A 12,656-nucleotide genomic window follows, 5' to 3' on the forward strand; every position below is an offset into this window, starting at 1 on the left:
CATCAAGCTACATGGCCTTACCAAGGACCATCCACTTCCCTAATTAAAGTATTTACTATTTATTGATTGCCCAGTTCAATGCCGACAAACGGATTCTCATCACGGTTCGCCGGGAAAATAAAGTTGGAGATTTTCTTCTGATATACAGCCGTTTTCTTAATGTAAGAGATCGGTACGATCGCCGATTGCTCCTGAAGAGTTTTCAGGATGGAGCCATATAACTCCTGGCGTTTCGTCTCGTCTGTAGATGAAAGGGCTGCATGCACCTGATCGTCCAGTTCCTTTTTCATCGGCAACGCACTCAGGGTCTCGGAAATCCCGAATCCAGGGCTCGCTACAACGTTAATGAAAGAATGGGGATCATACGGCGCGCCATAGTTATACCAGAAATACAGGTCGAAGTCATTGGCTTTCAGACGTTTGATCTGAACCGTCAGTTCCAGTCCAGTGAGGTTTACTTTAACCCCCAGCTCGCTCCACTCAGCCTGAATGGTCTCCGCCATCGCTTTCTGAATCGGGTCCGTTTTGTCAAAAATCATTTCGAAATCAAGCTGCTGTCCGTCTTTCTCACGAACCGTACCACCAGCCGGCAGCTTCCAGCCCGCTTCACCCAGTAATGCTTTGGATTTCTCCACGTCATACGTGATCGGTTCCAGGTCTACATTGGTGTACGGATAGTTTTTGGACAATACGGTGTCGGCTGGTTCTTCCAAACCGGAAGTGACCCCCTCAACCATCGCCTGTTTGTTAAACCCTTGCTGGAGCGCCATCCGCACTCTGACATCGGACAGCTTGGGATTGGAAGAGTTCAGCAGCAGACTGCGTGTGCCCACCGGATCAGACAATTGCGTCACATATTCATCGTTGTCACGAAGCTGTTGGAATGCATCCAGACTGATCACACCTTCCCCGTAGATCAGGTCGAGATCGCCTTTTTCAAATGCAAGGACACGGGTTTCACCGTCAGGAATGATTTTGACCGTAATCTGATCTACCTTCGGTGCTGTTCCCCAATAATTCGGGTTGCGTTTGAACACAGCATATTCGTCCTGCTTGTAATCAGCCAGCATCCACGGGCCCGTTCCAACTGGCTCTTTGATGCCTTGGGAAGTATCTCCGTTATCCGGGAATCCAGCTTCACCCAGGAAGCGAAAAGGACGAACCACCGACAAATCCTGAAGAACAGGATAATACGGCTCTGTAAGTGTCAGTCGGAAAGTCTGGTCGTCCACAACCTCCGTCTTGTCGAGCACGCCTACAATGCCCAGCCAGCTATGTGTATCTTTATTTTTCATTACAGCATCAAAGTTCTTTTTCACAATCTCAGCATTAAATGGCGTACCATCTGAGAATTTCACACCTTGGCGAAGCTTGAATGTATATACTTTGCCGTCATCGGAGATGGTCCATGATTCTGCCAGCGCAGGTTCCAGTTTTCCGTCCTTCTGGTAACTGATCAATGGCTCATAGAGCATGGATTGGGCAAATAATTGCGAAGGATTGTACGTATGCGGATTCATTGTACCGATATCACGCGGCCATGACATCGTAATCGACTTCGTAGATGTTTGATCCGAGGCAGCAGATGAGGACTCATCTCCACTTCCTGTATTGCTGCAGCCCACGATAACCAATAGCAACAACAGCATCGTTGCCAGTGTGAGAGCCGAAGATTTGCGATGTTGTACAGACATGGATGTTGAACCCCTTTTCTCTATTTTGTGATAATGATTATCATATTCATCCATTAAGAATAGGCAGGAGTCCTTCTTTTGTCAACAAAATTCGACATTATATGTATCCCTATTAAATATGCCAAAAAAGCCCTTCCTGTGGGAGGAAGAGCCACTTGACCTGAATATGCCCACATATATAGGAATAAGCTTGCCTTTACGAATTATTCCTTGCTCACAGCACGAATATCATCAAAGATAACGTGCCCGAAACAGGTTGGGTTGAATCCACCGCATAGTATAGATGGAGAACTCCTGAATGATGATCTACATCTAAAGCTCCAAAAACGCCTGTAACGTTCGATCAGATAAACCCGGAATGTACTCGTGCCCGTACTCGTGATAGACTACCAACTCTTTATCCGAACGAATCCGGTTGTACGTTGCAAACTGGGTGGATGGCGGGCAGATGGTGTCTGCAAGTCCGGTAACAAACAAAACCTTGGCCTGAATTCGTTCAGCCAGATTGGAGATATCGATGTATCCCAGCTTGTTGAAAATAGCATCCTCCCGCTCATGATTTGGATCAAATAACCGGAAGTAATACACCAGTTCCTCATAGGCAGAGGTTGAGGCACCCAGTTCCCAGGCTTGTCTGTAATCTGATAAAAAAGGATATACCGGCACCGCCAGCTTCACGCGTGGTTCAAGTGAAGCACACGCCGTGGCTAACGCCCCACCCTGTGAACAGCCGTAGACACCCACCCGCTCCGCATCAACATGTGGCATTGACATCAGTATGCGTACGGTCTGTACCGTATCGAGGAAAACATTACGGAAATATAACTTATTGGGGTCAGGGTCATCGATGCCCCGAATGATATGTCCCCGCAGAGTTGTCCCCTTAACTTGCAGGTTATCCTCGGAAAGGCCTCCCTGTCCACGGCAATCCAATGCCAGCACGGTGATGCCATGAGCTGCATATGTAATCTTGTCGAACCAGTCGCCGCTATCACCGGAATATCCATGAAACATGGCCATTGCTTGGCCCTTGTCATCAATAGATGCTGCTATAGGCCGAACCAGCTTACCATGTATACGTGCGCCTCCCACACCCGTGAAATAAAGATGGAAGCATTCTGCAAGCGGCGATGTGAAAGCCGCTGGAATCAATTCATATTCAAGCGATTGCGCATCAAGCTCCGCGAGGGCCAGGCTCCAATAAGCATCGAAATCTTCCGGTTTCGGACTGCTTCCGCTGTATTTTTTCAACTGTTCCAATGGCATGTCGCCCATGGGATTCACTCCTGTCTGCATGCACACAACACGTCTCTTCGTGAGTCATGTTCATCTCGTATTTTAAATTGATACCAAAAGAGACGCATATGAGGATATCACTAAAGGTTCATCTTCACATACGCCTTCTTGCTTCTCGTTTAAACTTCTACAATGATGCCCTCATAGAACCGACGAATAACCTTCTCCGCTGGCTTACCAAATACTCCATATCCGTCATCCATCAGCGCATCCTTCTCTGCGTACAACTGTGCGCTCCAGTCCCATAGGCCGAATCCACGTACCCAGTCACGCTGACTGACATGCCGGAACATGGCTTCATAGAATCGCTCCTGTTCCTCCGCGCTGACCTCACCTGCAAGTCCCCAATCGTTCGGTACATGAGCTGATCCGCTGCGGCTAGGACAACCGGCTTCCGCAAAGAAAAAGGGTTTGCCATACGGAGCAATCGCCTGCTCGATTCGATTCAGCTGTGCCTCCCAATCTCCAATGGGGTAATAACCGCTGGATGAGATTACATCCACAGCATCCCACCACTTCACATGGGCTTCCTGATATTTGTCCGTGTTGTATGACACCAGTCCAGTGTACACTTCACGCACGCCAGCGATCACCTCGCGCCACTCCTGATCCCGACGCTCGGATTGCACCATCTCACAGCCCACGATAAACATCTCACACTTTTCCTGCTCTGCAATGGCTGCATAATGCTTCTGAAATGCCGTGTAGCTGCGGAACCAATCCTTCCACTTCGGTTCACAAGGCACATCGATATCAAAAAAGTTAATATGTGCACGCCATGTGCCATCGGTGCAGTTGACGGTTGGTTTCAGAATGACACGCAGCCCGAGTGCCCTGGCATAACGCATCATATCGACCAGTTCATCATCATCCACCAGATGGTCACCCCGATATTTGACCTCTACCGCCTGCGGATGATCCTGATGTGCCGCCAGTGCAAAAATAACATGCGAACTGCCTGTACGTTCAGCCATCAGGCGCAAGGACTCCTTCGCTTCCGGCTTGCGGAAGTCTCCCCTGCCACTCATCCAGCCAAATGTAAATCCTTTGATATATTCCATGTGCAATACTCCCCTGTGTCCCATTCACTTCATTTAAAAAACAGTCGAATATATTCACTTCCACTACGATTGCAGTACCATCTTCCGATCGCCGTTATCCCCAGATTTCTGTAAATCCCTTTTATACAAGGGAGAAATCCGGGGATAAATGCGACCACTTCGCTTCTTCAGATTGGTTCTGCACTTTCACTTCAATTACAACTGGCCTTCCTCGTGGTCTCCGGCAATGACTTCATCCGTCTCGATCACATATTTCACGATCTCTTCGACGGTCGTGTAAGCCACGCCCACATACGTGTCGGCAGCGCCGTAATAGATGGCGATACGCCCGGTCTCGGCATCATGCAGTGTTGCACACGGGAAGATGACATTATCCACGAAGCCTTGCTCTTCATACCATTTTTCCGGGGTCAGCACAAAGTTGGAGGAACGATATTTCACTTTGGACGGCTCATCCAGATCCAGGATGACCGCCCCCATGCTATAGACGAAACCGTTGCACGTTCCAGTTACGCCATGGTAGAACATCAGCCAGCCTTCGGACGTTTCGATCGGAGCAGGCCCGCCGCCAATTTTTACCGATTGCCACCAGCCTTGGCCGCCTTTGCTCATGACATGACGATGTTTGCCCCAGTACACGAGATCCGGGCTTTCACTCAGGAAGATATCCCCGAATGGCGTATGTCCACTGTCACTTGGTCTGGACAACATCACATAGTTATCGTTGATTTTGCGCGGGAACAACACACCATTCCGGTTGAACGGCAGCATCGGATTTTCGAGACGGACAAACGTTTTGAAGTCATCCGTCTTCGCCAGTCCTAATGCAGCGCCGTAGAAGTCCGTACACCAGATGATGTAATATGTATCCTCCACTTTGACCAGACGTGGGTCGTAAGCATAGTTCGGCATAAACGGATCGCCATTTTCATCGACAAAGGCAATGCGTTCCTCTTCAATCGTCCACTCCAGACCGTCCTCACTCGCTCCCATGTGAAGATGCGGACGTCCATTAACGGTTTCAGCGCGGAATACCCCAATGAATTTCCCTTCATAAGGTACAACGGCACTGTTGAAGATACGGGCAACGCCTTTAACCGGGTTACGCGGAACTACCGGATTCGCCGAATGTCTCCATACCGGCCCTTCTGTTCCCTCCGGTTTGGCTTCCCACGGCATATTCGGCAAAGCATCCCCCACAATGTGTACGTTTTTCTTTTCAGCAACTGACATTTTCATTTCTCCCTTCGGTTAGGCTTTTATGAAATGAACATTTTAAATTTACACAAGGCCACTTTGATGACAGAACAACCTTCCGATCGCCATTATCCCCAGATTTTTTGATCCCTTATGGAAGGGGAACATCCAGTTATAGCGTCTGCTTACGAAGTGAGCTTTCTTTCAGAAATCTTTTAGCGAACACTCCGTTTCTCCTGCTTTTTTCTGTCCTCTTCGTTCCTGTGCATTCTCATTGCATTTCATAAAACCTTTCGTCGTTTCATTCATTTAACAGAGCCTTGTGCGAAGCCGTTATAGATGTACTTCTGTAACAGCAGGAAGATGATCATCGTTGGTATAATGGCGATCATGATGCCGGCACTGATGACCTCCCACTGCGATCCGAACGGTCCCTTGAATTTGAACAAGGCAGTGGATATGACCTGTAGATCGGTCTTCGGCATGTACAGAAACGGTGTGTAGAAGTCGTTATAGATGTTAACGCCCTTCACGATAATGACCGTTACAATGGCCGGTTTCAGCAATGGCAAGATGATTTTCCAGTAGATCGTGAAGTACGAAGCACCGTCCAGCATGGCGGATTCATCCAATGCACTGGAGATGGAGCCCAGAAATTGCAGGAAGATATACACCGCGATGATATCTGTACCCAAGTACATCACGATGGCTGCCCAGCGTGTGTTGAACAGGTCGAGCGCGTTGATGATCTGGAATGTGGCAACCTGCGTTGTCACACTGGGGATCAGGGTAGCGAGCAGGAATGCGGCGACCATGATCTTTTTGCCTTTGAATTTGAACCGATCCAACACATACGCAATCATGGAACCCGTTAAGGTTGCACCGATAATGGAAATGACCAGGATAATAATTGTATTTTTGAAACCGACCAGCATGTTGCCGTCCACAAATGCCTTCGCATAGTTCGCAAAGTTCAGCCAGTTGGCTGGTGGGGCAAGCGGGCTGCTGGTGGCGTATTCCGCATTGGTTTTGAGGGATGCAAACAGGATCACCACGATAGGTAACAGTGCGATAAACGCCGCAATAATCAAGGAAGCATATTTAACTACGCTCGCAAGGGTGTATTTGAATTGTGTCACGTTCATTCCTCCCCTTTCATGGTGACGCGCTGCACGAGCGTAACGAGAATAACGATGAAGAGCAGCACGACTGCCATGGCAGATGCCAGTCCTAGCTTGCCATATTTAAACGCCAAGTGAACCGTTTGGATGACAAATGTCATACTGCCGTTGGAACCATCGGTCATGATATATGGAATATCGAACGCACTAATTGCGCCGCTAATGGCCAAGATCAGGTTAAGCTGCAGGATGCGCGTAATACTCGGCAGAATGATATGGCGGAATTGCTGCCAGCGATTGGCGCCGTCAATATCCGAAGCTTCATATACATCCTTCGGGATGGAGGAGATTGCACCCAGGAAGATAATAAAGTTGAAGCCCATGTATCTCCATACCGATGCACCTGCAAGGGACACATTGATGATATTCGGATTACCGAGCCAAAGCTGCGTGTATTGTCCCAGCCCTACAGCATGCATGAGCATATCGAGTGTGCCGTCCGGTTTGAAGAAAAAGAGGAAGATAAAACCGATAGCTACCCCATTCAGCAAATAGGGGAAGAACAGTATGCCTTTGAAGAAGTTTTTGCCTCGGACTTTGAAACTCAGAATCGTGGCAAAGTAGAGCGCCAAGCCCATCTGCACAAACGTAGCTGCGAAGTAGTACAAACTGACAATAAATACTTTGAAGTATTCCGGATCACTGAAGATGCGTGTATAGTTCTCAAACCCAACATAATCGAATCTTTTGCTGTATCCATTCCAATCGGTGAAACTGTATTTGAACATGTTGATGACCGGTAAGTATGCAAACGTGAACAGCAACGCCAGCGGAATAATTGAGAAGGCACAGATGATAAATATGCGTTGCGCTGAGTAACCCCAATTTGAAACCTTTAAGTACTTCATGCTCTCCACACCTCCAAGCGGTTGACCCGCCTATATATCGAAAGACTCCCGTTCAGGAAAATTGGGCTGAACAACTGCCGGGGAAGGCATCCGGCACCATAACTTCAGACACCATTTGCCCCCATACAACATGGATTTTCACCCATGCTCCCGTAGTCTGTTCACCACCTGACCACTTACGTTAATCCCATTATTTCGTGAGTTCTGCTCGTGCTTTTACCCACTTATCATTCAGGTCCTTCATGATGTCGTCATAGGATTCCTTGCGGTTACCAATACCTGCTTCGATAATGCGTTTCTTAAAGTCAGGCTGCCAGAGGCCGATTTCGCCTTCGTTATCAATCTTGTCAACGAGACCTTCCTGACCTTCTTTGGCAGGGGTGAGCGTGGAGAATTTCACATCTTTATATTGATCCAAAATCGGTGGCAATTCCGCGTTTTTGTCTGCATCCATACCGCCGCCCTGTTCAACTGCATAGTTTGACTTCGCCAGGAACCAGTCAATCCAGGCTTTAGCAGCAGGTTTGTTCTCGCTGTTCACGTTCATCCCGATGTTATAGTCTGCGGAGAGTGGTACCACAACATCACTTGCATTGGTTGGGAAAGGAAGAAATCCAATGTCGTCCGGCGTATCTGTCATCCCTTGAATCTGTGTGATGGCCCAAGAGCCAAGTGCCATTGTGGCAATTTTGCCTTTGGCCAGATCCGCTTTGGAGCTTTCCCAGTCGGTTGTCGTTGGGTCTTTCTCGATCAGACCATTCTTGGCTGCATCATAGAGCACTTTGTACAGTTCATAGTGCGGCTGACCAGGCACAAAGTTATCATCTGTGTTCGGTTGGTCCACGTTCACATAATCTACGCTACCCGCAACGGTTGGCAGATCCGCTTCCCATTGAGTAAGCGCCCAGCCGGATGCATAGTTGGTATACAAAGGAATTGCATCGGTGTTATCTTTCACCAATTGAAGCGCTGCCTGGAATTGCTCAGGCGTCTTAGGCACTTCATTGATACCGGCATCCTTGAATACCTGTTTGTTATAGATGATTCCTGAGAACGTAATAACGGTTGGTATACCATACACTTGACCGTCTACCATACGTTCTTCAATGGCCGTGTATTTGTCTTTCAATTCATCATAAGTGCCGAGCGGCTCGAAGAAGTCAGGGATATCCGCGATTGGAACACTGGTCGGAATCATCAGTACGTCACCATAATCCTTGGTGCTCATACGGATCTTCACTTGTCCTTCATAGTCAGCCAGCGCTTGGAAGTTTACTTTGACATCCGGGTATTCCTTATTGAACTCGGCCGCGTAGTCTTTGAACACAGTATCCACAATATCTGTCCGTTGTGTAAGGACGGTAATTTCACCCTTAATATCTGCCGGATCTGTACTGATCTCCTCTCCTGCCTGCGAAGATCCACCTCCGGATGAACATGCAGCAAGTAGTGAAGTGATGAGCAGCATCGTCAGCAACATCATCCAACCTTTGTTTTTTCTCAATTGTTTCGACCCCTCTCTTAATTTAATTAAGTTATCGTTAAGGTTACAAAATGAATTCTATTATGGTAACGCTTACCTGTCAATTCATTTATTTATAACCTAACAAGACAAATTGCGAGGCAATTCGTTGACATCTGTTTTTCAGAGCACTAATATTGTTTTATAAAGTTACCGTTAACTTAATAAATTGGATTGATGCACTATTTTGAAGGAGCGCTCACTTATGAATACAAAAACATCCCAACTCCAATCTGAGATTAAGGCGCATTGGGAGAAGCGGATTTTACCCTTCTGGTCCAACCTTAAAGATACAACCCACGGTGGATTCTACGGTTGGGTGGGCAATGATCTTCAGGTGAATCCGCAAGCACCCAAAGGCGGGATCGCCACGGCACGTCAACTCTGGTCTTTTGCAGCGGGGTATCGGGTTACCGGAAACGAGAGATGGCGCGATCACGCGGAACACGCATACCGTTTTCTCGCCGATCATGTGATGGATACCGAATATGGTGGTATGTACTGGATGGTAGATTACACAGGGGAAGCACTGGACACGAGCAAACATGTATATACGCAATCCTTCGGTGTGTACTCACTCAGTGAGTACTATCGCGCTACCGGGGATGCTTCTGCATTGGAACTTGCGAAAACGCTTTTTGCTCTCATTGAGGATAAAGGTCTGGATGCCGAGCTACCTGCATACAAGGAACAATTTGATCGCACATGGAAGGAACAGCCCAATGAAATGCTGAGCGAAAACGGGGTGATTGCGGATTACACCATGAATACGCATATCCATGTGTTAGAGGCCTACACCACACTCTATCGCGTGTGGCCAGATCAGCAAGTGAAGGCGGCGCTGGAACGCCTGCTCGGCATTCTATATGAACGGGTGTATGACCAAGACACCACGTTTCTCGGGGTATTTTTCAACAAACAGTGGGAGTCCATCATTGATCTGCGCTCGTTCGGACATGACATTGAAGCCAGCTGGCTGATCGACGAAGCACTGAAAGTTCTGGGGATGGAGCAACATCCGGAGTATGCGGCGATGGTAACGGATATTGCCTATAACATCTCCAATGTGGCCGTAAATGCCGATGGTTCCCTGCTCAATGAACAAGAAGGTGAACATATCGATGAGAAGCGAATCTGGTGGGTTCAGGCGGAGGCGATGGTCGGTTTCTATAACGCGTATCAGCGCACAGGTGATCCACTGTTTCTGGAGAGAGTGGAACGGCTGTGGAACTACACGAAGGAGAACATCATTGATCAGCGTGCTGGCGGAGAATGGTACTGGTCGGTGGACGGGAACGGAACACCGGATCAGAGCGAAATTGCCGGACCGTGGAAATGCCCGTATCACAACAGCAGATTCTGTATTGAACTAATCGAGAGGATGGGATCAGAATGATACACCCGAAATACAAGGAGTTACTGGAGGAACAGGAGCAGTTGCTTGCCCGCCCCAATGAGATCAACTCTTCCTTCTACAATGGCGTATATGATCGGTATCAATATCCGGTCATCACTCGCCATCATGTACCGCTGCATTGGAGATTCGATCTGGATGAGACGACGAACCCGCATTTTATGGAACGCCTGGGCATTAACGCAACGCTGAATCCAGGAGCCATCTATTTCAATGGCAAATACATCATGGTCATTCGTACGGAAGGATTGGATCGTAAATCGATCTTTGCGCTTGCGGAGAGTGACAATGGAATTGACGGGTTCCGTTTCACGGGTAAACCACTGGTCTGGGATGATATCGATGCCGATGAAACGAATCAGTATGATATGCGCCTCGTTCAACATGAAGATGGCTGGATCTACGGCATCTATTGTTCGGAACGCAAAGATCCGGAGGCTCCTGCATTTGATACATCCAGCGCAGTGGCACAGGCAGGACTGGTTCGGACACGAGATCTCACAAGCTGGGAACGGTTGCCCAACATCACAACGAATTCCCCTCAACAGCGCAATGTCGTACTGCACCCGGAATTCGTGGATGGAAAGTATGCCTTCTACACCCGTCCACAGGACGGATTCATCTCGACTGGCAGCGGCGGCGGTATCGCCTTTGGTCTATGTGAGGATATCTTGAACCCGGTCATTCATGAAGAGACGGTTATTGATGAACGGCAGTATCATACGGTTTACGAAGTCAAAAACGGCCAAGGCCCTGCTCCGCTCAAGACGGATCGTGGCTGGATTCACATTGCTCACGGGGTTCGGAACACCGCAGCAGGACTGCGTTATGTGTTATACACTTTCGCAACGGATCTGAATGATCCGACGCGTATGATTGCCAAGCCGGGCGGCCACTTCATTGCCCCTTATGACGACGAGCGTGTAGGCGATGTGTCCAATGTTATTTTCTGCAACGGTGCCGTAGTCAATGAGAAGCAAGAAGTCTTTATCTATTACGCATCCAGTGATACCCGCTGTCATGTGGCAACTACCACTCTGGAGAAATTGGTTGATTACACGTTCAACACACCGGCCGATCCATATCGTTCCCTGGACTGTGCCAGCCAGCGGGGTCAGCTGATTGAACAGAATGAGAAGCTTTTACAGAAACAATTAACGTAACATCGGTAGAGCGTCCTCTCAGGGAAACCTGCAATGTGCTGAAAATTAGCGAAGCAACAGCCAGAATGGCTTTATTCCAAGTGGGTAACGATGTATACTGATATGGATTGTTATTATGTTGGAGGAAAGCACTCATCATAGTGACAGCACATTGTGCCTATACCGGCTTGAAGGAGGCGACCATACTGAAGAACAATATCACCATGCGGGATATCGCCGACAGGCTCGGGGTCAGCAGTGTGACCGTCTCGAAAGCGTTGAATGATAAAGATGGCGTGAGTGGCGAATTAAAAGAAAAAATTAAAGTGCTTGCTGCCCAAATGGGCTATCGGTATAATGCCGCTGCCCGTTCGATGAAGGAAGGCTTAACCCATAATATTGGCGTAATTATCCCGGAGCGTTTTACCGGACCTACGCAGTCGTTTTATGTACGCGTGTTCCAGCGCATCACCAAACATCTGGAGGAACAGGGCTACTACGGCATTCTTCACATTCTGAATGTGGAGGATGAGGAAGAATTAACATTGCCCAAGCTGTACAGCGACAACAAAGTCGATGGTTTTATCGTGCTCGGGCAGATCAGCAAAGAGTATATTGAACTGGTGCGATCAATGGAAGTTCCCAAAATGTTTCTCGACTTCTATGATGAACATTCGGACATTGATTCCGTCGTTACCGATAACTTCTACGCTGCCTATGAGCTGACGAACTATTTGGTTCAGCAGGGCCACCGTAACATTGCTTATGTAGGGAACCTGTATTCCACGAGCAGCATCCAGGACCGATTCCTCGGGTATTACAAATCCTTGCTGGAACATCGGTTGCCGATGAATCCAAATCTAATTCTGAATGATCGGGATGAACGGGGTACCTTTATTGAGATCGATCTGCCCGAGCAGTTGCCAACGGCCTTTGTATGCAACTGTGATCAGGTCGCCCATCTGCTGGTTCAAAAACTGAATTCGATGGATATTCAGGTGCCTGGCCAATGCTCTGTTGTTGGTTTTGATAATGATATCTATGCCATGCTCTCCGATCCCAAGCTGACAACTGTCGAAGTGGATGTGGAACAGATGGCGCGCACGGCAGTCCAGTCGATGCTCAAAAAGGTCGACAACCCGAACCGCAGTTTCGGCCGTGTTCATGTGAAAGGTAATATCATCTATCGTGACTCGGTGAGTGCTGCGTCTGACTCACCAGATATAAATGGATAGCTAATAATAGAATTAAAAAAACGAACACAGATGACTGGCCTCTATCTTATTGGCCAGTCTTTTCTG

General features: G+C 48.2%; 10 protein-coding genes. 3 read left to right on the forward strand and 7 right to left on the reverse strand.

Translation table 11 applies throughout. The features are described from left to right. Window positions 1-59: 59 nt before the first annotated feature. The 7 genes from nikA to MKZ12_RS28570 all read right to left on the reverse strand — a co-directional run bounded on the left by nikA (window position 60) and on the right by MKZ12_RS28570 (window position 8,781). The gene (nikA, locus tag MKZ12_RS28540) at window positions 60-1,694 is read right to left on the reverse strand and encodes a nickel ABC transporter substrate-binding protein (protein WP_339257876.1); all 1,635 of its coding nucleotides are present in this window, start codon (window positions 1,692-1,694) and stop codon (window positions 60-62) included. Between the two features lie 312 nt (window positions 1,695-2,006). Further along, on the reverse strand, window positions 2,007-2,969 hold the full coding sequence (locus MKZ12_RS28545) for an alpha/beta fold hydrolase (RefSeq protein ID WP_339257877.1): 963 nt from the start codon (window positions 2,967-2,969) through the stop codon (window positions 2,007-2,009). Window positions 2,970-3,109: 140 nt separating this feature from the next. Then, the gene (locus MKZ12_RS28550) at window positions 3,110-4,051 is read right to left on the reverse strand and encodes a 1,4-beta-xylanase (RefSeq protein WP_339257878.1); all 942 of its coding nucleotides are present in this window, start codon (window positions 4,049-4,051) and stop codon (window positions 3,110-3,112) included. 195 nt (window positions 4,052-4,246) lie between these two features. Next, window positions 4,247-5,284 (reverse strand): glycoside hydrolase family 130 protein, encoded by a 1,038-nt coding sequence (locus MKZ12_RS28555; protein WP_339257879.1) that lies wholly within the window; start codon window positions 5,282-5,284, stop codon window positions 4,247-4,249. A gap of 269 nt (window positions 5,285-5,553) precedes the next feature. Further along, window positions 5,554-6,393, reverse strand: coding sequence for a carbohydrate ABC transporter permease (locus tag MKZ12_RS28560; protein ID WP_339238628.1), 840 nt, complete (start codon window positions 6,391-6,393; stop codon window positions 5,554-5,556). Then, entirely contained in the window at window positions 6,390-7,277 is an 888-nt protein-coding gene (locus MKZ12_RS28565; protein WP_339257880.1) for a sugar ABC transporter permease, read from the reverse strand. Before MKZ12_RS28565 ends, MKZ12_RS28560 begins: the two co-directional genes overlap by 4 nt. A gap of 190 nt (window positions 7,278-7,467) precedes the next feature. Then, the gene (locus tag MKZ12_RS28570) at window positions 7,468-8,781 is read right to left on the reverse strand and encodes an extracellular solute-binding protein (protein ID WP_339238630.1); all 1,314 of its coding nucleotides are present in this window, start codon (window positions 8,779-8,781) and stop codon (window positions 7,468-7,470) included. A gap of 223 nt (window positions 8,782-9,004) precedes the next feature. Here MKZ12_RS28570 and MKZ12_RS28575 point away from each other — a divergent pair, with 223 nt between their 5' ends. The 3 genes from MKZ12_RS28575 (at window position 9,005) to MKZ12_RS28585 (ending at window position 12,590) form a co-directional block, all read left to right on the forward strand. Further along, entirely contained in the window at window positions 9,005-10,195 is a 1,191-nt protein-coding gene (locus tag MKZ12_RS28575; protein ID WP_339257881.1) for an AGE family epimerase/isomerase, read from the forward strand. Further along, window positions 10,192-11,376, forward strand: a complete 1,185-nt coding sequence (locus MKZ12_RS28580; RefSeq protein WP_339257882.1) for a glycosidase — start codon at window positions 10,192-10,194, stop codon at window positions 11,374-11,376. Before MKZ12_RS28575 ends, MKZ12_RS28580 begins: the two co-directional genes overlap by 4 nt. 140 nt (window positions 11,377-11,516) lie before the next feature. After that, window positions 11,517-12,590, forward strand: coding sequence for a substrate-binding domain-containing protein (locus MKZ12_RS28585; RefSeq protein ID WP_339257883.1), 1,074 nt, complete (start codon window positions 11,517-11,519; stop codon window positions 12,588-12,590). Window positions 12,591-12,656: the final 66 nt, after the last annotated feature.

It is taken from the genome of Paenibacillus sp. FSL R5-0713 (assembly GCF_037973325.1).
Classification (GTDB): domain Bacteria; phylum Bacillota; class Bacilli; order Paenibacillales; family Paenibacillaceae; genus Paenibacillus.

Excerpts from the sequence above, each read along its gene's own strand:
- nikA (WP_339257876.1), bottom strand. The coding sequence starts at position 1,694 with ATGTCTGTACAACATCGCAAATCTTCGGCTCTCACACTGGCAACGATG.
- MKZ12_RS28545 (WP_339257877.1), bottom strand. The coding sequence starts at position 2,969 with ATGGGCGACATGCCATTGGAACAGTTGAAAAAATACAGCGGAAGCAGT.
- MKZ12_RS28550 (WP_339257878.1), bottom strand. The coding sequence starts at position 4,051 with ATGGAATATATCAAAGGATTTACATTTGGCTGGATGAGTGGCAGGGGA.
- MKZ12_RS28555 (WP_339257879.1), bottom strand. The coding sequence starts at position 5,284 with ATGTCAGTTGCTGAAAAGAAAAACGTACACATTGTGGGGGATGCTTTG.
- MKZ12_RS28560 (WP_339238628.1), bottom strand. The coding sequence starts at position 6,393 with ATGAACGTGACACAATTCAAATACACCCTTGCGAGCGTAGTTAAATAT.
- MKZ12_RS28565 (WP_339257880.1), bottom strand. The coding sequence starts at position 7,277 with ATGAAGTACTTAAAGGTTTCAAATTGGGGTTACTCAGCGCAACGCATA.
- MKZ12_RS28575 (WP_339257881.1), top strand. The coding sequence starts at position 9,005 with ATGAATACAAAAACATCCCAACTCCAATCTGAGATTAAGGCGCATTGG.
- MKZ12_RS28580 (WP_339257882.1), top strand. The coding sequence starts at position 10,192 with ATGATACACCCGAAATACAAGGAGTTACTGGAGGAACAGGAGCAGTTG.